The sequence below is a fragment of the Halopseudomonas sp. T1L2 genome (assembly GCF_055397385.1).
Genome location: NZ_AP040865.1, coordinates 2,472,006 through 2,492,912, shown reverse-complemented (window position 1 = coordinate 2,492,912; position 20,907 = coordinate 2,472,006). Strand labels below are relative to the sequence as shown.

The following is a 20,907-nucleotide window of genomic DNA, read 5'->3' as shown; positions in this document are numbered from 1 at the left end:
CCGATCGAAGTGCTCATTTACAATTTGTAAAGTCGAGCGCGACTCCGATCGCTTCTCGGCGATCTTTGCCTTGCGCTGCCTGCCTCGCCAACGCTTCTCAACCACTTGCGGTGTAAGCTGCGACCGCGCCTGTCGCAGCGCGGTGATAGACTGCGGTCTGTTAAGGGTCTGCTGCTGTTTCGTTCCCCCGTCTGCCGGAGGCTGTTTTTCGGCCAGGCAAGGCGGAAAGAGCGCAGTGTGGTCGCTCCACATAAGCGACTGACAACGCAGCATGGCCGAAAAATAGCCCCGGCCCTGCGGGTTGCGCCTGTAAAGCCGCCACTCGGCGTCGCTCGGCGCTTACGTGGAATGACCACGCTACGCTTCTCGCTCCTTGATTGACAGCTTTACAGGCTGCAACAGGCGGGGGAACGAAACAGCAACAGACCCTATTCAAGGAGCTTCCATGCAGGACGCCAACAGCCTCGCCCCCGGTTTGATGATCATCCACGGCAACCGCCTGGAGACCCTTCGCGAGCTGGCGGTGGACTGGATGCGGGCGCACCCGCTGGCGCCGCTGGAAAACGAAGTCATCCTGGTGCAGAGCAACGGCATCGCCCAGTGGCTGCAGATGGCGCTGGCTGCCGACCCTGCTCAGGGCGGCTGCGGCATCGCCGCGGCGCTGGATGTGCAGCTGCCGGCGCGGTTTCTCTGGGACAGTTACCGCGGCGTTCTGGGACGCGACAGCGTGCCCGAGCAATCGCCGCTCGACAAGCAGCCGCTGACCTGGCGGCTGATGCGGCTGCTGCCCGCACTGCAGGATCAGCCCGATTTTGCGCCGCTCAAGCGTTTTCTCGCGGATGACCACGATTGCCGCAAGCGTTACCAACTGGCGGTGCGGCTGGCCGATCTGTTTGACCAGTATCAGGTTTATCGCGCCGACTGGCTGAACGACTGGGCCGCCGGGCGCGACCATATCGGCCTGGCGCGTGCCGGCGCGCGGCCGCTGGATGACGAGGAACGCTGGCAGCCGGCGCTCTGGCGTGCGGTGCTGGCGGACGTAGGCGCGGAACGCCTGAGCGACAGCCGGGCGGGCATCCATCCGCGTTTTGTCCAGCACCTGCTCGATTGTGACAGCCGGCCAGCCAGCCTGCCGCGGCGGGTGATCGTGTTCGGTATCTCGTCGCTGCCGGCGCAGACGCTCGAGGCGCTGGCGGTGATCGGCCGCTTCTCTCAGGTGCTGCTCTGCGTGCTCAACCCCTGTGAGTACCACTGGGGCGATATCGTTGCCGATCAGGACCTGCTGCGCCACGAATACCGTCGTCAGCAAAGGCGGCCGGGCACGCCCCTGCAGTTGGACGAGAACACCCTGCACCAGCACGCCCATCCGCTGCTGGCCGCCTGGGGCAAGCAGGGCCGTGACTACATCAACCTGCTCGACCAGCACGACGAACGCGCCAGTTACGAAGCGCGCTTCGCCAATATTGCCGGCGGCCGGGTTGACCTGTTTGAAGCACCCGCCGGCAACACGCTGCTGCAGCAACTGCAGCAGGACATCCTGCAACTGCGGCCGCTGGCCGAGTCGCGCGACTTGTGGCCGGCGGTCGACACCGCACGGGATCACTCCATCCGCTTTCATCTGGCGCACAGCCCGCAGCGCGAAGTCGAAGTGCTGCACGATCAGCTGCTGGCCGCCTTTGCTGCCGACCCGGACCTCAAACCGCGCGACATCATCGTCATGGTGCCGGACGTCAACCTCTACGCACCGCATATTCAGGCGGTGTTTGGTCAGCACAGTGGCGACGACCCGCGGGCGATTCCCTTTACCCTGGCCGATCAGGGCCAGCGCGGCCAGGAGCCGCTGCTGATTGCGCTGGAGCACCTGCTGCGTTTGCCTGACAGCCGGCTGCCGGTCAGCGAGGTGCTGGACCTGCTCGATGTGCCGGCGCTGCGCAGTCGCTTTGGTCTGAGTGAGGCCGACCTGCCGACCCTGCAACGCTGGATCGAGGGCGCAGGCATCCGCTGGGGGCTGGATCAGCAGCGCCGCGCCGCTCTGGGTTTGCCAGACGGGCTGGAAGCCAATAGCTGGCGTTTCGGCCTGCGCCGGATGCTGCTGGGTTACGCCAGCGGCGGTGCCGAGGCCTGGCAGCAGATCGAACCCTATGACGAGATTGGCGGGCTGGACGCGGCGCTGATCGGCCCGCTCAGCGGCCTGCTGGATGCACTGGACCGCCACGAAACGCGGCTGGCCAATGCGACCGTGCCGAGTGAATGGGGCGAACGCCTGCGCCAGCTGCTGGATGACTTCTTTATCGCCGAGAGTGATCGGGATCAACTGCTGCTGGCGCAGCTGCACGAGGGGCTGGCCGACTGGCTGGAGCTGTGTGACGGCGTCGCGCTGGACGTGGCACTGCCGCTCAACGTGGTGGCCGAGGCCTGGCTCGATGGTGTCGGCCAGAGCCAGCTCAGCCAGCGTTTTCTCGCCGGGGCGGTCAACGTCTGCACGCTGATGCCGATGCGCGCCATTCCGTTCAAGCGCATCTGCCTGCTGGGCATGAATGATGGCGACTACCCGCGCGCGCAGCCACCGCTGGACTTTGATCTGATGGGCAAGGACTACCGGCCGGGCGACCGCTCGCGCCGCGAGGACGACCGTTATCTGCTGCTGGAGGCGCTGCTGTCGGCGCGCGACGCCCTGCATATCAGCTGGGTCGGGCGCAGTATCCGCGACAACAGCGAACGGCCGCCGTCGGTGCTGATCGGGCAGCTGCGCGATCATCTGGCCGCCGGCTGGCACACGGCTGATGGCGCTGATCTGTTGCACGCGCTGACCGTCGAGCATCCGTTGCAGCCGTTCAGTCGCGCCTATTTCAGCGCCGATTCCGCGTTGTTCAGTTACGCCAGCGAGTGGCGTCAGCTGCACGACTCCCGTGCTGGCGATGATGCAGACCAGCCGCTGGCGCCGGTCACGCTGGAAGCGCCCATCGAGCTGCTGGCGCTGCAGCGCTTTCTGCGTAACCCGGTTGAGCACTTTTTTGCCGCCCGGCTGAAGGTCTGGCTGCAGGAGCAGCACAGCACCAGCGAAGACGACGAACCCTTTGCACTCGATGGCCTGCAACGGCACCAGCTCAGTCAGTGGCTGCTGGAACAGGTGCAGCAGGCCGATTTGCAGGATGACTGGCAGGCCCTGCTGCTTGAGCAGGCCAGCCGCCTGCAGCAGCGCGGCAGCTTGCCGCTGGCCGGGTTCGGTGAGCTGACCCTGGCGCAACTGGTTGCGCCCCTGGGCGCACAGCTTGAGCGCTTCCGTGAGCAACTGCTGTTGTGGGATCAGCCGCTGGAAAATCCGTTGCTGCTGCAGGCGGTGGCGAGCACACCGGACGCCACTATCGAAGTGGTCAGCTGGCTTGCCGGCGTGCGCCGCTGTGCTCCGTTGGACGGCCTGATGCGGGTCCAGCTGGTGACCGGCAGCCTGCTCGGTAAAAAGGGCGTGTTGCGCTGGCGCAAGTTGCTGGGCGAGTTGTGCCAGCACGTGCTGGCTGCGGCCTCTGGTCACCGGCTCACGACCTGTCTGATCGGTGCCGACGCCAGCATTCAGCTGCTGCCGCTGGAGCAGGAACGCGCCGCCAGTATCGTGCGCGATTGGTTGCTGGGGTATCTGCACGGCCTGAGCCGACCGTTGCCGGTCGCCGTGGAAACCGCCTTCGCCTGGCTGACCGAGGGCAAGGACGAAAAGCGCCTCGGTGCCGCGCGGCTCTGCTACGAGGGCAACGACTTCAGTCGCGGCGAGGTCGACGGCAGCCCGGCGCTGCAGCGCAGCTATCCCGACTTTGCCAGCCTGCAGGCGAACGACGAATTTATTGGCTGGGCAGAGTCACTGTATCAACCGCTGGCGCAGGCGATTGAGGATGAATGGCTGATGATTACGCAGGCATCGGAGGACCAGGCATGAGCAACCAACGACCTCTGGCCCTGCGCTGCCCGCTGCGCGGCAGCCGTCTGATTGAAGCCAGTGCCGGTACCGGCAAGACCTTCACCATCTCGGCGCTTTACCTGCGGCTGGTACTGGGGCATGGCGAGGGCGACAACGCCTTCAGCCGTGAACTGCTGCCGCCGGACGTGCTGGTGGTGACCTTTACCGAGGCCGCGACCCAGGAACTGCGCGACCGCATTCGCGCACGGCTGGTCGAGGGCGCGCAGGCGTTCCGCGGTGAACTGACTGAACCGGACCCGATTCTCTCCGGCCTGCTGGCGGATATCCCCGAAGCCGAGCACGCCAGCGCCGCGCGCAAGCTGGATATCGCCGCCCAGTGGATGGACCAGGCCGCGGTATCGACCATTCACAGCTGGTGTCAGCGCATGCTGCGCGAGCACGCCTTTGACAGCGGCAGCCTGTTTACCCAAACGCTGGAAACCGACCAGCGCGACCTGCTGGCCGAGGTCGCGCGGGATTATTGGCGGCTGCATTGCTACCACCTGCACGGCAGTGCGCTGGCCTGGGTGCAGTCCGGTTGGGGCCAGCCGGACGCGTTGCTGGCGCAGGCGCGCCGGTTGTTCGACCCGACAGCCGCAGCGCCTGCTACCGAACTGCAGGCGTTGCTGGAGCGGGTGCTCAACCAGCGTGATGCCGAACTGGCCGCGCTCAAGGTGCCCTGTGTGCAGTGGGCCGATGAGCTGGAAGCGTTGCTGGATCAGGCGGTCGAGCAGGGCGTGGTCGACAAGCGCAAGATTCAGAAGCGCTACTACGCGCCCTGGTTCGAGACCTTGCGCCAATGGGCGCTGACACCGGAGCAGATAAAGCTCGAACTGCCACCGGCAGCCTGGGCCCGGCTCAGCGAAGACGGCCTCGGCGAGGCCTGGAAGAAGGGCGCCGTGCCCGATCATCCGGCGCTGCGCGGCTTGCCGCAACTGCGCGAGGCGCTGGCTGCGCTGCCGAATCCGGACAGCGATGCGCTGCGTCATGCGGCGGACTGGATGTCGGTGCGCTTTGAGGCGGAAAAGCGCCGCCGGGCGCAAATGGGCTTCGACGACATGCTGACCCGGCTCGATGCGGCGCTGCAGGGCCCCAATGGCGACCGGCTGGCCGAGGTTATCCGTCAGCAGTTCCCGGTCGCGCTGATCGACGAGTTTCAGGATACCGACCCGCTGCAGTACCGCATCTTCGACCGCATCTATCGGGTAGCGGAAAACGATCAGGACTGCGCGCTGCTGCTGATCGGCGATCCCAAGCAGGCGATCTACGCCTTCCGCGGGGCGGATATTCATACCTACCTGCGCGCCCGTGGCGACACCGCCGGGCGGCACGAGAATCTGGACACCAACTTCCGCTCCAGCCAGACGATGGTCACGGCGGTCAATCGGGTTTTCGAGCAGGCCGAGCAGAACTTCGCCGCTGGCGCCTTTCTGTTTCGCAAGGCTGATGACAACCCCATGCCGTTTCTGCCGGTGGGGGCACGTGGACGCAAGGAAGTCTGGTGCTCCGACGGTGAGCCCGCACCGGCCTTGACTGCCTGGTTGCTGGAATCGGAAGAGCCATTGAGCGGTGATGTCTACCGCCGGGAGATGGCCGAGCGCTGCGCCAGCGAGATGACGGCGCTGCTGCAGGCAGGCCAGCAGGGGCGTGCCGGCTTTGCCCGTGACGGAGAACCCTTCGCCGCTGTACGCCCGGCAGACATGGCGGTGCTGGTGCGCACCGGTCGCGAGGCGCAGCTGATTCGTGATGCGCTGGCCGCCCGCGGCGTGCGCAGTGTGTATCTGTCCGACAAGGACTCGGTGCTGGCAACCCAACAGGCGCAGGATGTGCTGCGCTGGTTGCGCGCCTGTGCCGAGCCCGGCAACGACCGCCTGCTGCGCGCGGCGCTGGCCAGCCACAGCCTGCACCTCAACTGGCAGGCGCTGGATCAGTTGAATCAGGACGAGCGCCTGTGGGAGCAACGGGTCGACCAGTTCCGTGATTACCGGCGCATCTGGCAGCGCCAGGGTGTGCTGCCGATGCTGCACCGTCTGCTGCACGACTTTGAACTGCCGGCACGGCTGCAACAGCAGGACGATGGCGAGCGCGCGCTGACCAATCTGCTGCATCTGGCCGAGCTGTTGCAGCGCGCCGCCCGCGAGCTGGATGGCGAGCAGGCGCTGATTCGCCACTTGGCAGAGCTGATTCGGCAGGCGGACGAGGGGGCTGCGGATGAGCAGGTACTGCGGCTGGAAAGTGACGCCGAGCTGGTCAAGGTGGTAACCATCCACAAGTCCAAGGGCCTGGAGTATCCGCTGGTATTTCTGCCGTTCATTTGCCTGAGTCGCCCGGTGCGGGCCGACCAGCCGCTGCGCCTGAGCGACGGCTGGGTACTGAAGCCGGATGCCGATCAGGTGGCCGAGGCTGACCGCGAGCGGCTCGGTGAAGATCTGCGCTTGCTCTATGTGGCGCTGACCCGCGCGCAGCATGCCTGCTGGCTGGGCATGGCCGACCTCAAGAGCGGCAACAACAAGCAGTCGGTGCTGCACCGCAGTGCCATTGCCTGGCTGCTGGGCGGTGGCGCGGCGCTGGACTCATCTATTCAACTGAAAGACTGGCTGGCCCGCTGGCAGCCGGACGGCGAGGTGGTCGCGCTGCAGGGTGCGCCGGAGCCGCGTGATGATCGGCTGCCGCTGCTGGATGATGGCCCGGCATTGGTCGATGCCCGCCGCCCTGCGCACGGTCGCTTCGATGCATGGTGGATTGGCTCCTACAGTGCGCTGGCGCTCAGTGGCGAGAGTACCGACAGCGCGCTGGCCGAGTGGATTGCCGACGACGAGCGCCAGAGCCGCTTTGTGCCACTGCGTCGTGGCGAGCAGCCGAGCATTCACCGCTTCCCGCGTGGCCCGCAGCCCGGCACCTTTTTGCACGGTCTGCTGGAGCTGGCGGCGCAGGAAGGCTTCTCGGCGTTGCAGGATGCCGAGCGTTGCCGCCGCTGGCTGTCGCCGCGCTGCCAGCGCCGTGGCTGGGGTGAGTGGAGTGAGTGTCTGAGCGAATGGCTGGGGCAATTGCTGCAGCGCCCGGGGCTGGTGCCGGGTACCGAGCTGGCGCTGGGTGAGCTGCCGCAATCGCGCTACCAGAGCGAAATGGCCTTTATGTTTGCCGCCAGCAAGGTCGACGTGCAGCAGATTGATCGGCTGGTCACCGCGATGACGCTGGATGGCCTGCCGCGCCCGACGCTGCAGCGTGATCGTCTTAACGGTCTGTTCAAGGGCTATATCGACTTGGTACTGGAGCATGAAGGGCGTTATTACGTGCTCGACTACAAATCCAACTGGCTGGGCGCGACCCCGGCCGATTACAGCGAGGCGGCCATGAGTCGTGCGCTGCTGGAGCACCGTTACGATCTGCAATATGTCTTCTACCTGCTGGCGCTGCACCGCCAGTTGCAGGCGCGGCTGCCGGACTACGACTACGACCGTCATATCGGCGGCGCGCTTTACTGGTTCATGCGGGGTGTGGACGCGGAAAACGGCGGCCTCTGCCATCAGTGCCCGCCGCGCGAGCTGATTGAAACGCTGGACCGCCTGTTCGCCGGCCAACCGGTTGAGGAGATTGACCATGCAGGGTGATCAACTGGACCTGCTGGGCGCGCTGCCCGCATCTGCAACGCAGCTGGACAGCAGCGACGCGCTGCTGCAGCTGCTGGACGACTGGCGGGCCAACGGCTGGCTGCGGGCGCTGGACCGGGCCTTCGCCGGGTTTCTGCTGGAGCAGGCGCCGGAAACCAGCCCGGCAGTGCTGCTGGCGGCGGCGCTGGTGAGCCATCAACTGGGCCATGGGCATGTTTGCCTGGATCTGGCCGCCACGCTGTCCGAACCGGATTTTGCCCTGTCGCTGCCGCCGGAAGGGGAGAGCCTGATCGATACGCCGCTGCCGTCGGCGATACTGGCGGGCGTTACGCTGGACAGCTGGCGTGGGGCGTTGCAGGCCAGTCGGGTGGTTGATAGCCAGCAACCGGAGCAGGGCTGTTGCCCGCTGGTGCTGGTCGGACAGCGGCTGTATCTGCGCCGCTACTGGCAGCACGAACGGCATGTCGTTTCGACCCTGCATCAGCGCCTGCAGCACCCACTGCAGGTTGCCGGGGATCTGCCTGAGCGGCTGGACGCCCTGTTTGCCGGCAGTCAGCAGAACCCGGACTGGCAGCGCATCGCCTGTGCGCTGGCGGCGCGCGGGCGTTTCAGCATCATTACCGGCGGCCCCGGTACCGGCAAGACCACCACTGTGGTGCGGTTGCTGGCGCTGCTGCAGACGCCGGCGGTTGAGGCCGGCAAGGCGCTGCGTATCCGCCTGGCGGCACCGACCGGCAAGGCCGCCGCGCGGCTTACCGAGTCGATCGGGCGGCAGGTCGGTGTGCTGCCGGTTGATGACGCGGTGCGCAATGCGATTCCGACCGAGGTCAGCACGCTGCATCGGCTGCTCGGCAGCCTGCCGGACAGCCGCCATTTCCGCCATCACGCCGGTAACCCGCTGGCGCTGGATGTGCTGGTGGTGGATGAGGCCTCGATGATCGATCTGGAAATGATGGCCAACGTGCTGGCCGCGTTGCCGCCGCAGGCGCGACTGGTATTGCTCGGTGACAAGGATCAGCTCGCCTCGGTGGAAGCCGGCGCGGTGCTGGGTGATCTGTGTCGACGCGCCGACGCGGGTTGCTACTCACCGGCCACGGTCGATTGGCTGCAGCAGGTCAGCGGTCAGTCGCTGGCAGGCAGCGGCCTGCAGCCCGGTGACGAGTCGACCCATCTGCTCGAGCAGCAGACCGCCATGTTGCGCCATTCCCACCGCTTTGGTTCTGACAGCGGCATCGGTGAGCTGGCCCGCGCGGTTAATCGCTGCGACGCCACCGCCGCGCGCGATCTGCTGCAGCGGGGGCAGTTCGTCGATATTCACAGCCGGCGCCTGACGGACCTGCGCGACCCCGGGTTTGCCGCGCTGGTGCTGGGCAGCGAGGGTGGCCTGCCGGGCTATGGCGCCTATCTGAGCACGCTGCAGGCGCAGCGCCCGGGCGCAGATGCGGCTGCCGATGATCCCCGCTGGCAAGCCTGGGCGGGCGATGTGCTGCGCGCCTTCGACCGTTTCCAGCTGCTGTGTGCGGTGCGCCGCGGCGACTGGGGCGTCGAAGGCATCAATCAGCGTGTGGCGGATCTGCTGAGCCGTCGTGGCCTGCCGCACGCCGACAAGCTCTGGTACGAGGGACGTCCGGTACTGGTCACCCGCAACGACTACAGTCTGGGCTTGATGAATGGCGACATCGGCATTGCGTTGCGCATCCGCGAACCGGCGCTGCACGCAGGGGAGCCGGAGACTGAGGCGCTGCGCGTCGCCTTCCCGCGCAACGACGGCAAGGGCGGCATTCGTTTTGTCTTGCCCAGTCGTCTGCCTGAGGTGGAAACGGTGTTCGCCATGACGGTGCACAAGTCGCAGGGCTCGGAGTTCGAGCACGCCGTGCTGGTGCTGCCGGAGGCGCGCAACCCGGTGCTGACCAAGGAACTGGTCTACACCGCCATTACCCGCGCCAGTCAACACTTCAGCCTGCTGGAAAGTCGCCCCGGTGTACTGGAGGCGGCGGTGCAAACGCCGGTGCGGCGGATCAGCGGGCTGGACCTGGGCCGCTGAGCGCCTTAGCCCTGCGCGCGCGCGTAGAAGTGTGCCAGCGCCGCCAGGGTGAAGCCGTCATCCAGCGTACCGTCCTGCAACAGTGCTGGTAGCGCTTGCAGTGGTACGGCCTCGATGGCAATGGCTTCGTCGTCCGGGGCGCTGACCAGGTCGGTTGAGCCGAGCTGCGCCAGATAGAGATCGACGCTGCTGGCCAGAATCGCCGAGTTGGGGCGATAGTGCCCGAGCAGCGTCAGTTGGTCTGGCTGTGCGCGATAGCCGGTTTCTTCCTGCAGTTCACGGCAGGCGCACTGCAGGCTGCTTTCGCCCGGTTCGCCGTAGCCGCGCGGAATTTCCAGCATGATGCGCTTGCCCTGGGCGGGGCGCTGCACCCGCACCAGCAGCGCGCTGTGGCCGTCGAGTACGGCGAGAATGGCTGCGCCGTTGCTGGCGCCGTTTTCCTCAACCCAGTGAAAGCCCTCCTCGCGGACAACCTTGAACCAGGGGTTCTCGTAAACCGTGCTCATTTGATCTCCAGGCCCATGAAGCTGCGCATGCGCGGATACAGCCCAAACCAGTTGCGGCGGGTCATGTAGGACTCGCCGGTTTCCATCATCTTGTCCTCAAGATAGCCGAGTGCCTCGTCGGTGAGGAACTTGATTACCTCGCCGGCGCCCAGACTCGAGATGAAGTTGAACACCTTGATCGGGTACTGCACCAGTTCAATTTCCCTGCGCAGGGCCTTGAAGGCAATGCTGGAATCGAGCACCTGCTCGGGAACGCCCTGGAGAAACCGAATGTTGTCCTGCAAAAAGCCCTCGGACGCCTTGGCGAACAGTGAATTGTAGGCAGGGTCGATCAACTCGAAGCGCAGCGCCTCGAGCCCTGCCTGACCGCGCTCACGGAAAAACTGCTCGGCATACAGGTACCAGTCCGAGCGCGAATATTTGCTCAGCCCGCCGAGCCTGAACAGCTGGTAGTCGCCGTCATGCTCAAAGTAGCCGCCGGAGCCGGGCAGGGTGTCCAGGCGGCGCAAGACTTCCTGCTGCAGTGCCTCGCGGGGCACACTGACGTCGTCCAGCACCGGCTGCAGTTCGCTCAGCGCGGCCTGCAGTTTGCGCAGGCGCTCGGCCATGACCGTGCGCTGTTGCCGGTCCAGCTCCCCCTTGCGCGGGCGACCCGGCAGGCTGGACAGGATAAAGTTGCCGGGCAGGGCATCGTAGTACTCCTGCAACGTGGCGAAGCGCGACAGGCCGAAGCCGCGGATAACAAATTTGCCCTTGCCCTCTTCGTTGAGGTACTTGATCACGTTCATCTGGCCGAGGGCGTTGGCCAGCTCAAGGTTGTCGATCAGGGTGTTGGGTGGCAGTACCACTCCATCAGCAAAGGCCAGGCCGGTCAGAAAGCGTTTGCGCAACTCTTGGTGGCCGTGGGCGTGCACCGAGTCACAGTTGGCCAGCAGCAGTTTTTCCTTGAACAGCACGGTGTTCCATCTCCTCGGACAGTCGCGTGCCATCATAGCGACCTTTGTCTCCGGGAGCGATCTGGCTGCTGGCGCTTTTCAACTGTTTTTCAAACGCTTACATGCCGTTCATCCACTCTGTTGGCGGGTTGCGATGACGCGCATGCAGCGGCGCCAGCGCCTCGGCGTAATCGAGCAGCAGGTCCATGGCCCAGTCGGCGCGGGCGCGGATGCGCAGGTCGTCTTCGCTGGTCGGTTCGCCCGGATTCATGACCCGCTCCACGTTGCGCACGATCAGGTGTTCCGGCAGGTAGCAGATGCGACAGTTCTTGTAACTGGAGGCGCGCAGCTCGGCCAGTGGGTAGCTGCCGCCCTGGCCGCCGGAGACGCCGACCAGCAGCGCCGGTTTGTGCGCCAGTTCGGCGCGACCGGCGTACATGAACAGGTTTTTCAGTGCCGGGCTGGCCATGCCGTGCCATTCCGGGCTGATGACAACCAGCGCGTCGGCGCTGCGCAGGGTCGCAGAAATCGCCGGCCAGACGCCGTTGCTGTCAGCTTCGGGCCACAGCGGCAGTGGCTGCTGGCCGAGTTCGATGACACTGGTTTCGCAGTCCCGGCGTTGCAGACTGCTTGCGAGCCAGTGCGCGACTTTGGCGCTTTGGCTGCTGTGCTGGCTGGAACCGGCGATCAGGGCAATATGACGACTCATTGGCTTACCTCAGGATTGAGTTCGGGGGTGGCTTTGGCTTTGGGCTTGCGTACCAGCGGCCAGAACAGCTCCTGCGTCCAGCTGACCGGGCCGAGGTTCTCGATGCCGTACTTCGGGGGGCGGCGACGGGTGATCTTGGCGGTGCCGAACAGAATGTCCCAGAAGAACAGCAGGTTGCCGAAGTTGCCCTTGTAGTTGGTTACGCCATCCTCGGCACTCAGTCCGTGGTGAGCAGAGTGGGTGGAGGGGGTGGAGATGGTGCGCTCGACGACCCACATGACCGGCTTCAGCCACTTGAACTGATACAGCTTGGCGTCCCACGGCACGCTGCTGTGGGCGCCGTAGATAACGCACATCTTGAGAATCAGATACACAAAGTAGACGTGTGCCAGGCCCAGATAGATGAGGATGCCCGAGAACCAGATACCGGGCATCAGCAGGTAGTAGAAGCTGTTGTTGCGGTAGACGATGCGGATGCTCATGTACCTGGCCGAGTGGTGCGCTCGGTGCAGGTCATAGAGGAACGGCACCTTGTGTGCGAGGCGATGCCACCAGTACTGGGTCATGTCATCGAACAGCAGAAACAGGGCGAAGCCGGCCAGCCACGGAATCCCGCTCAGGGCACCTTTCTACTCGGGGGCCAGTGTGCCCATGATCGCGCCGCTGGCGAACGTAATGAACGGAACGGTTACGCCGAGCAGCAGCGTTGAACCGATGATCTCGATCAGCGCGTCACGGCGCTGACCGGCCGGCTGGAAAAAGCGGCCGAGGATGAGCTCAAGCAGGATGAAGGAGAAAAAGATCCCGGCGACGATGACGGCGGGGTTCAGGCTTGTTGTTATTGTTTCCATGCTAACCTCTGCGGGCGGTTTGATTGACTCGACTTCCAGCCAATAAGAATCCAAATCGGATCGGTCCAACATGCGTGCAGAGGACAAAAACAGGGTTGAATCGGCCAAGGTGTCGATTCAGCGCTTTCATCACGGCCCACTTGGCAAGGTCTTGCAGCGTTTCCTGCACGAGCGTGGCGACCGTGACGATTTCGATCTGGTGGCGCTTGAGCAGCTCTGGCACAGGGCGGCAGAGCATGATCCGGCCATTGGCCTGCATCTGTTCTCGCTGTTTACTCCGCAGGACTGGCATGTGCTGGCCTGCCTTGGCTTCTACGCAGCCAACCCGCAGCAGTCGCTGGACTGCTGGGTGCGCTACCAGTCATTGGCCTCGTCCATGGACTCGGTCCGGTCGGTGAAGGCCGACGGCATGACCGGGGTCAGCATTCGGGTGCATGCAGCAGCCGGGCTGGAGCGCTATCTGGTCGAGCACTACATGAATATGGCGGTAACCCAGATGCGGGCAGCGGCTCAGATCGCGCTGACGCCGGTACGGGTGTGTCTGCGTCACCGGAAACCGGACTATCACGAGGCCTATCGGCCGGCGCTGGGCGAGTGCGTGGAGTTTGCCGCTGCCGAGAATCAGTTGTGGTTTAGCGACGCGGACATGCAGCACGCCCATCCCGGTGCCAACCGGGCGATGTTTGAGCTGGTGTGTTGCGAGCTGGACCGACGCCTGGCGCAGCAGCAACAATTTGGCGGTACGGCCGGGCAGGTGGCGGCGCTGGTTCGTCGTGGTCTGCTGGACGGGGTGCAGGTGTCACTGGAAGAGGTCGCGCCGGCTTTGCATCTGAGCACTCGAACATTGCGCCGACGTCTTCAGGATCAGGGCCTGAATTTTCGTCAGTTGCTGGACCTGGTGCGCGCCGAACTGGATCAGTACCTGGCCCTGCAGGGGCTGACCCGGGCGCAGATTGCGGACCGGCTGGGTTATGGTGACACCGCCGCCTACCTGCACGCGCGTAAGCGCTGGCAGCCTCAGGTCAGCTCCTTGGCGGCTGACACCAGCGCCTGAAACAGGCGTCTCTGACGCGGCAGGAACAGCAGAAACTCGGGGTGCCACTGCACGCCGATAACAAAGCTGCGCCCCGGCGCCTCGATGGCCTGGGGAATCTGGTCCAGATCCCGGGCGCTGATGACCAGGCCATCACCCACCCGATTGATCGCCTGGTTGTGCAGGCTGTTGATCCGAGCCCGCTGGCGGCTCAGCAGGCGTGCCAGATGGCTGTCCGGCTCCACGCAGAGCGTTTTCAGCGGCAGCACGGTACGTCGATGCGAGGTCAGCTTGCGTCGGGAGCGCAGGTCCTGAAACAGGTTGCCGCCGCAGCGCACGTTGAGCAGCTGTGCGCCGCGGCAGATGCCCAGCAGCGGCAGCCCGTGGCTGAGGGCATGGTCGATGACGGCGGACTCGAGGCGGTCCCGGGCGCCGTCGTAGCGTGGCTTGACCTCGGGCTCGGCGGCGTAGAGTACCGGGTCAATGTCGTGCCCGCCGGTAATGACCACGCCCTGATAGCGTTGTGCGCGCTCTTCGTCGCCAGGCCTGAGCTGCAGCGGGATGCCGCCATAGCGGCGTATCGCCCAGGCCACCAGAAAGCGTGGCCCTGTGGCGCCGCGGTCTGGGCCTGTGATGGCGATCACGGGCTTCTTCATGCCGTATCCTTTTGCAGCCAGTCACGTTCCAGCTGCCGTGGCCAGCTGTCCAGCAGTCGGCCCAGCCCCTGTTGCTGCCACTGCTGATAGGCCTTGCAGCAGCCTTGCAGGCGCTCATGATCGGCGGCCAGTTTCTCGACCTCGAGCCAGTCGTTCCAGGCCTCGGTCATATCCCAGTCGGGCTCATCAATACGGCAGTCCGGCAGCCGGTAGTGAAAGGTCGGCCTGGCCTTGATCAGCGGGTCCTGGGTGCAGGCGAGCACCCGTTCCTCGTCCAGATGACGAAACAGTGGCAGCATATCCAGCGCACGGTTGCGGGTCGGGTTGTGCTTCAGGTAGTCGTCTATCAACTGGGCCTGGTCGGGCCAGTAGTCGGGGTCGGTAACCAGGCTGACGTAATCGGCCGGGAACGGATCAACGTAGGTCGTGATACGGCGCGTCAGGTTTACTTGCGCCCGCTCGTTCATCCAGTCGTAGAGACACAGAAAGGCCTTCAGATAGGCACACAGGGTGCGGCTGTCGGCGTCCGGAATTTCCGGATTGAACTGCATGCCGAAGGCGTTGGTAAGGCGGTCGCTGGTGCCCTTGGCTCCTGCCTCGCGCAGCTGGTGGATCAGCTCGTTGATCTCGTCCAGGCGGTCCAGCGGCAACGGCGGGCTAACCAGCTCGACCGGCACCAGCGATTCAGCCATCCAGATCAGGGCATCCTCGGCCGAACCGAGCAGTTCTGCCGACTCGTCACCCTGCGGTCGCGGCTCACGGCCGATTTTCTTGATCCACTGCGAGTCCAGCTCAACCACCCAGTCGCCAGCCGGGTCACCGGTCAGGCGTCGCTCGCAGCGGCCTGGCTGTTCGATTCGATAGCCGCCTCTGGCAGCGACCAGCGTGCTCAACCGGTCCAGATCGATGCCGTTCATCTCCAGCTCAACGCCGACGCGACGCTGCGCTCCCTCTGCGGTCTGCTGTCTTGGGGGCATGACCAGTGCGGGGGGACTGTCATCCATGGCGTACTCCTTTGCGTTGCTCAGCGGTGGCGACAGGGCGTTTGCGCTGAACTGGTGTAGTATTCTCGTCGTTGGTTCTCTTGTATCCACTCACACAGGTATGACATGAGCAAGCTTTCCGAGTTTCGCGCCGCCGAGCGTCAATTGGCCGCCCAGCTGGCCCAGCTGGAAAAGATGAAGCAGGACTCCGGGTTGCAGCAGGAGCTGGCCTTTAACGATGCCCTGCGGGCACTCATGGATGAGTATGGCCTGTCCAACCGTCAGGTGCTGGCGATTCTGAGGTCCGCACCGGGCAACTGAGGTGGTGGCCAGCACAGAGCCGAAGAAACATGCCGAGCCGCCCGGCAAGCGGGCGCTGCTTGATGCCGCTGAGCGCCTGGCCGCCAGCAGCCGGTGTGTGACCAGTCTGGGATTGCGCGAACTTGCCCGTGAGGCGGGTCTCAATCCCAATACCTTCTACCGTCACTTCCGTGATATGGAAGACCTCGGCCTGCAGTTGCTGAGACAGTCCAAAAGCGAGTTGCGCTCGGCGCTGCGAGCCCTGCGTCGTCAGGCAGCGACCGAGGTCGAGCAGGGTACCGGCGAGCCAGGCGTAAGCAAGGGGCGCGCTGTATGTCGGCAGACGCTGCGACTGTATTTCGATTACGTGCTCACCCATCGCGATCGGGTGCTGATCGCCCTGCGCGAGCTGCATGGGCCCTCGGCGTTGCTGCGCGAGGAGTTGCGTCGGCAGATGGACGAGTTTGCCGACGATATGGCCGAGGATATTCGCGAGCTGCGGCTGATTCCTGAGCGGGTCAGTCCGGCGCAGCTGCGCCGGGTTGCTGGCATGGTCAACCGCAACATGCTCTATCAGTCGCTTGATTATCTGGGTGATCCTGAGCGCCGTAGCGACATTCTTGCGCTGGCAGAGGAGCAAGTACTGATGCTGTTCCGTGGTGCCGTCAGCCTGCTTGACCAGGGTGAATTGCGCCCCTGAACAGGCTGTTGATTGTCCCGCCGATTTCACTAATTCCTGTCAACTGGCTATCATTGTGCTGCTTTTGTTGGGAAAGCGCTTCGCTTTGACACGGCCGCCTGGCGGATTGGATGTTTTTGCTGCACACCCTTTGTGGTGTGCACCTCACTGCCTTTAGGGGCTGTCAATTGTTGTCGCTGCGCCGCTCTCGCGGTGCCGTCGACACGTCATCGGGCATAGCCCGCACTGAAGTATCGGAGCATCTTTAGATGGCAAGAGAACCATTGAACGAGCACGACTCTAACGCCGATCCTGTCGGCAATGACGGTATCCCGGCACCGACCGGTGATGCCAACCTGATCGATACCGACTACGTAATTGGTCAGGACAACATTTCCGGCAGCTTTGTGCTGAACCTGGATATTCACGGCAAGGTCTTCATCATTTCAGCGCTCTCGGTCGTGCTGTTTGTGGTGCTGACCCTGGCACTGCAGACCGAAGTGGCGCCGCTGTTTACCGCCCTGCGCAACTGGCTGACTGGCAATCTGGCGTGGTTTTTCATCGGTGCCGCCAACATATTCGTCATCCTCTGCCTCGGCTTGATCGTCTCGCCACTGGGCAAGGTGCGCATTGGCGGTATGGAAGCCAAGCCTGACTATGGCTACCTCGGCTGGTTTGCCATGCTGTTTGCGGCCGGTATGGGCATCGGCCTGATGTTCTACGGCGTATCCGAGCCGATGTCGCATTTCTCGTCGTCGCTTGGCGGCGTGGCGGTAGGCGAGGATGGTCTGCGCACCGACTGGGCGCCGCTGGGCGGCGCTGCGGGGGATGTGGTTGCCGCCGAGCGTCTTGGCATGGCTGCGACCATCTTCCATTGGGGCCTGCATCCTTGGGCAATTTATGCGGTGGTGGCGCTGGCGCTGGCGCTGTTCTCCTTTAACAAGGGCCTGCCGCTGACCATTCGCTCTATCTTCTATCCGATCCTGGGTGAGCGCGTCTGGGGCTGGCCTGGACATATCATCGATACCCTGGCCGTGTTCGCTACGCTGTTTGGTCTGGCCACCTCGCTGGGTTTCGGTGCCGAACAGGCAACTGCCGGTTTGCACTACCTGTTCGATATCGGTACCGGCAACGTCACCAAGGTGCTGCTGATCATGGGCATCACCGCTCTGGCGCTGCTCTCGGTGGTCGCGGGTCTGGACAAAGGTGTGAAGCGTCTGTCCGAGATCAACATGGTACTGGCTATCGTGCTGATGGGCTTTGTCATCATTGTTGGCCCGACCCTGGCGATTGCCACCGGCTTCTTCGATAACCTGCTGGCCTATGTCACCAACCTGCCGGCGCTGTCCAACCCTGTGGGCCGTGAAGACGCCAACTTTACCCAAGGCTGGACTGCCTTCTACTGGGCCTGGTGGATCAGCTGGTCGCCCTTTGTCGGCATGTTCATCGCCCGCGTCAGCCGCGGCCGTACCGTGCGTGAGTTCCTGGTCGCGGTATTGCTGGTACCTTCACTGGTGTCGGTACTGTGGATGACGGCCTTTGGCGGTACCGCAATCGGTCAGTTCGTGGCCGATGGGTTCACCGGCGTACAGGACGCCGCGCTTGAGCTGAAGCTGTTCGCCATGCTTGGCGAACTGCCGCTGACCGCGATTACCTCCTTTGTCGGCATCGTACTGGTCATTGTGTTCTTCGTTACCTCGTCCGACTCCGGATCGCTGGTGATCGACACCATCACCGCCGGCGGCAAGGTCAATGCGCCGGTGCCCCAGCGGGTGTTCTGGGTCATCAGTGAAGGCGTGGTTGCGATCGCGCTGCTGCTGGGTGGTGGCCTGGCGGCGCTGCAGGCGATGTCGGTGTCGACCGGGCTGCCGTTTACCATCGTGCTGCTGGTTGGCTGTATCGCGATCATCAAGGGGCTGATGAGCGAACCGCGCTGATCGCCGTCTGCTGGATAAGGCCGCTCCCCTGGCAGGGAGCGGCTTTTTTTGTTTGCCTATTCAATACCAGAGTTCGCGTAGCGGGGTGTCTGGCCGATAGTGGGTCAGTACCTGCGCCTGCAGCAGCTCAGCGGTCGCCAGCGCATCGGTCAGCGCGTGGTGGGCGTGGTAGTGCGGCAGACCGTAGCGCTGGCGGCTGTCCGCCAGGCGGATGGATTCGATCTCGCGTCCGAACAGGCGGGCCAGCCATCCGGGCTGGGCGCTGCCGCGGTGCATTCGGGCTTCGAGCTGCATGGTATCAATAACCGGGAACAACAGCGGCTCACCCAGATACTGACGGGCAGCTCGATCAAGAAAGGCGCGTTCCAGTGCCCGGTAGTGAACCACCATGATGCGCCCGGCCATGGCCTCCAGCAGGCGGTTCAGGGTGCTGGCAGGGTCTGACGCCTGGCGAATATCAGAGTGGGTGATGCGGTGGTAGGTGATTGACTCCTCGCTCAGCGGAATGTCGGGTTTTACCACCTCGTAGAAGGCCTCGCGACAGCGGATACGCTGCAGGTTGAAGGGCATCAGTCCGATGCTGACGATGGCATCACGGCGTGCATCCAGGCCAGTGGTTTCGATATCCAGTGCCGCCAGCGGCACCTCTTCCAGCGGCGTGTCACCAGCAGGGCAGCCGGCGCGGTAGTACGCCTGCAAGCCGGGCTGGCTGCTGCGTTCGGCCAGTCTGGCCAGCTCGGTCGGCCACTCAGGCGTGCGCGTGTCGACGGCGTTGGCGGCGGGGTTGAAGCGGATCATAGGGTGCGGGTGACCGGCAGGTGCGGGTAGCGAAAACGCAGGAACTTCTGGGCGTTACTCAGCACCTGAAAGGCTTCCTTGAGGTTGTGCCGCTCGACGGTGGGTACCTTTTCCGGCTCAATTTCGTTGTCCGGTTCGATGCCGTCCTCGATATCCATGGCCTGGTGGCGGATGCGTACCAGCGACAGGAACTCCAGCGCATAGCGCAGCCGCTCCAGTGATTCCGGCGGCATCAACTTGGTGGCGGCGATGGCATCCAGTCGCTCGAACGAGTTCTGCGCCCGTGAGCCACAGGCCAGTGCATGCACTCGGATCAGATCGGTCAGTGGCGCGGTGCCGCGGCGCTTGAGGTTGATTACATCGCGTTGACGGCCGTCCTTCTCCATCACGAAGGTACGAAAGATGCCCAATGGTGGCGTGCGGTTCAGCGCATTGCGGGCAAGGGCTGCGAGAAAGGGCTCGTTGCTGCTGGCGCGCTCTGCCAGCAATTCCTGCAGCTCTTCCACCAGTGCTGACTCGCCATAGACCGCATCCAGATCGAAGAAAATGCAACTGTTGAGCAGGGCCTCTGCCTTGGGGCGCTCGATCCAGTCGATAAAGTATTTGCGCCAGACCGACAGCGGCTGGCGCCATTTCGGGTTGGTCGCCATGATGCCGCCCTTGCAATAGGTGTAGCCGCAGGCGGCCAGGCCATCGCTGACGAAGGTGGCCAGTTTGAAAAAGTAATCGTCATGCAGGGCCGGGTCGAAGCTGTCGTCCAGTACCAGCGCGTTGTCCTGATCGGATACGACCAGCTGCTCGTCCCGCGCCATGGAGCCGAGCGCCATAAAGGCGTATGGGACCGGCGGCGGGCCGAGTTCGTCTTCGGCCAGCTCCAGCAGACGCTGGCTGAAGCTGCGACCAATGCCCGACATGGCACTGCCGATCATGTGTGCGCTGGCTTCATCGCGGGCCATGCGCACGAAGGTGGCGCGCACATCGGGCAGCAGGGCCTGCAACTCGGCTACCGATTTCTTGTTGTAAATCGCACTGACAAGATAAAGGCTGCTCTGGGATTCGTACTTGATGATGTCGCTCAGGTTGATCAGTCCGATCGGGCGACGACGCTTGACCACCGGCAGATGGTGGATATTGTTGCGCAGCATGCTGAGCATGGCTTCAAACACGGTGTCGTCACCCTGAACGGTAATCGGGTTGGGTGACATGACCGCGCTGACCGGCGTGTCCAGTGGCAAGCCTTCGGCCAGTACTCGGGTGCGGAAGTCGCGGTCGGTAATGATGCCGACCATCACCCCGTGCTGGGCATCGGCTACCGGAACGCGATCCGGATTGGGCCACTGGCTGTGCGGGTCCACGACTACCAGCGATGACACGCTTTGCGCCGTCATGACCTGCGCAGCCTCCTGCACGCTGGTGTTCAGCGGTACGGTGACCGGCAGGCGGGATATCAGCTTGCGCACCTTGATCTTCATCAGCTCGCTGGCGCGGCCGTTTTCGACGGCGGCTTTCAGACGTGACTGGCCCTCGGCTTCGACAAAGTCGGCAAAGTGCTCATGCTGTTCACAAAGTTGGTCGAACAGCGTGCCGGGGATGTAGTAAATCAGCGTGTCTTCGATAGCGCGGGCTGGAAAGCGCACACGGTTGCGTCGCAGCAGGCCGAAATGGCCGAAAATATCGCCTTCGCCCAGGCGGTTGTAGAGATCGCCACCGCGGCGAAAGATATCGACCGCGCCGCTGCGGATGTAGTGCAGCTCGTGGATTTCCTGATTAAAGGCAAGAATATCTGTTCCCGCCTTGAAGTAGCCGATCTCGACCTGCCGGGCAATCTCGTCCAGCAGCTCCTCGGGCAGCTCGTCGAACGGCGGGAAGCGGCTCAGGTGGTCGCGAATCTCGATCAGTTCAATCTGCATGTGGCA

At 64.1% G+C, this 20,907-nt stretch carries 14 protein-coding genes and 1 pseudogene; 7 read left to right on the top strand and 8 right to left on the bottom strand.

Features of this window, described 5'->3' with window-relative positions; genetic code table 11:
* Positions 1-445: 445 nt before the first annotated feature.
* From recC to recD, 3 genes are read left to right on the top strand one after another with little or no spacing between them, the layout of a single operon-like run.
* A complete protein-coding gene (gene recC, locus ACZ5WQ_RS11740) occupies positions 446-3,928 on the top strand; it encodes an exodeoxyribonuclease V subunit gamma (RefSeq protein WP_464382374.1) in 3,483 nt (1,160 codons plus the stop codon).
* Positions 3,925-7,560 carry an exodeoxyribonuclease V subunit beta gene (gene recB / locus ACZ5WQ_RS11735; RefSeq protein WP_464382373.1) on the top strand — a complete coding sequence of 1,212 codons (3,636 nt, stop codon included), beginning with the start codon at positions 3,925-3,927 and terminating at the stop codon, positions 7,558-7,560. Before recC ends, recB begins: the two co-directional genes overlap by 4 nt.
* Positions 7,550-9,604 (top strand): exodeoxyribonuclease V subunit alpha, encoded by a 2,055-nt coding sequence (recD, locus tag ACZ5WQ_RS11730; protein ID WP_464382372.1) that lies wholly within the window; start codon positions 7,550-7,552, stop codon positions 9,602-9,604. The genes recB and recD overlap by 11 nt, the downstream gene beginning before the upstream one ends.
* Before the next feature lie 5 nt (positions 9,605-9,609).
* On the opposite strand, the gene ACZ5WQ_RS11725 is transcribed toward recD, so the two are convergent.
* The 4 genes and pseudogenes from ACZ5WQ_RS11725 to ACZ5WQ_RS11710 all read right to left on the bottom strand — a co-directional run bounded on the left by ACZ5WQ_RS11725 (position 9,610) and on the right by ACZ5WQ_RS11710 (position 12,605).
* Positions 9,610-10,110, bottom strand: coding sequence for an NUDIX hydrolase (locus tag ACZ5WQ_RS11725; protein WP_464382371.1), 501 nt, complete (start codon positions 10,108-10,110; stop codon positions 9,610-9,612).
* The gene (locus tag ACZ5WQ_RS11720; RefSeq protein ID WP_464382370.1) at positions 10,107-11,066 is read right to left on the bottom strand and encodes a hypothetical protein; all 960 of its coding nucleotides are present in this window, start codon (positions 11,064-11,066) and stop codon (positions 10,107-10,109) included. Before ACZ5WQ_RS11720 ends, ACZ5WQ_RS11725 begins: the two co-directional genes overlap by 4 nt.
* A 97-nt stretch (positions 11,067-11,163) precedes the next feature.
* On the bottom strand, positions 11,164-11,754 hold the full coding sequence (locus ACZ5WQ_RS11715; protein WP_464382369.1) for an NADPH-dependent FMN reductase: 591 nt from the start codon (positions 11,752-11,754) through the stop codon (positions 11,164-11,166).
* Positions 11,751-12,605 (bottom strand): annotated as a pseudogene (locus ACZ5WQ_RS11710) (sterol desaturase family protein). Before ACZ5WQ_RS11710 ends, ACZ5WQ_RS11715 begins: the two are co-directional and overlap by 4 nt.
* A gap of 70 nt (positions 12,606-12,675) precedes the next feature.
* Between ACZ5WQ_RS11710 and ACZ5WQ_RS11705 the strand changes: the two are divergent.
* On the top strand, positions 12,676-13,659 hold the full coding sequence (locus tag ACZ5WQ_RS11705; RefSeq protein WP_464382368.1) for an AraC family transcriptional regulator ligand-binding domain-containing protein: 984 nt from the start codon (positions 12,676-12,678) through the stop codon (positions 13,657-13,659).
* Here ACZ5WQ_RS11705 and ACZ5WQ_RS11700 read toward each other — a convergent pair.
* Together ACZ5WQ_RS11700 and ACZ5WQ_RS11695 are read right to left on the bottom strand one after the other, a co-directional pair.
* The gene (locus ACZ5WQ_RS11700; RefSeq protein ID WP_464382367.1) at positions 13,623-14,294 is read right to left on the bottom strand and encodes a gamma-glutamyl-gamma-aminobutyrate hydrolase family protein; all 672 of its coding nucleotides are present in this window, start codon (positions 14,292-14,294) and stop codon (positions 13,623-13,625) included. The two genes, ACZ5WQ_RS11705 and ACZ5WQ_RS11700, sit on opposite strands and share 37 nt — an antisense overlap.
* Entirely contained in the window at positions 14,291-15,298 is a 1,008-nt protein-coding gene (locus ACZ5WQ_RS11695; RefSeq protein ID WP_228246979.1) for an amidoligase family protein, read from the bottom strand. The genes ACZ5WQ_RS11700 and ACZ5WQ_RS11695 overlap by 4 nt, the downstream gene beginning before the upstream one ends.
* A 105-nt stretch (positions 15,299-15,403) precedes the next feature.
* Here ACZ5WQ_RS11695 and ACZ5WQ_RS11690 point away from each other — a divergent pair, with 105 nt between their 5' ends.
* From ACZ5WQ_RS11690 to ACZ5WQ_RS11680, 3 genes are all read left to right on the top strand, one after another.
* Entirely contained in the window at positions 15,404-15,598 is a 195-nt protein-coding gene (locus ACZ5WQ_RS11690) for a hypothetical protein (RefSeq protein WP_088277286.1), read from the top strand.
* Positions 15,599-15,602: 4 nt separating this feature from the next.
* On the top strand, positions 15,603-16,277 hold the full coding sequence (locus ACZ5WQ_RS11685; protein ID WP_464382366.1) for a TetR family transcriptional regulator: 675 nt from the start codon (positions 15,603-15,605) through the stop codon (positions 16,275-16,277).
* A gap of 248 nt (positions 16,278-16,525) precedes the next feature.
* Positions 16,526-18,193, top strand: a complete 1,668-nt coding sequence (locus ACZ5WQ_RS11680; RefSeq protein ID WP_464382365.1) for a BCCT family transporter — start codon at positions 16,526-16,528, stop codon at positions 18,191-18,193.
* 60 nt (positions 18,194-18,253) lie between these two features.
* On the opposite strand, the gene ACZ5WQ_RS11675 is transcribed toward ACZ5WQ_RS11680, so the two are convergent.
* Together ACZ5WQ_RS11675 and ACZ5WQ_RS11670 are read right to left on the bottom strand one after the other, a co-directional pair.
* A complete protein-coding gene (locus tag ACZ5WQ_RS11675) occupies positions 18,254-18,991 on the bottom strand; it encodes a 3'-5' exonuclease (RefSeq protein WP_464382364.1) in 738 nt (245 codons plus the stop codon).
* Positions 18,988-20,901, bottom strand: coding sequence for a DUF294 nucleotidyltransferase-like domain-containing protein (locus tag ACZ5WQ_RS11670; protein ID WP_269688540.1), 1,914 nt, complete (start codon positions 20,899-20,901; stop codon positions 18,988-18,990). Before ACZ5WQ_RS11670 ends, ACZ5WQ_RS11675 begins: the two co-directional genes overlap by 4 nt.
* Between the last annotated feature and the right edge of the window lie 6 nt (positions 20,902-20,907).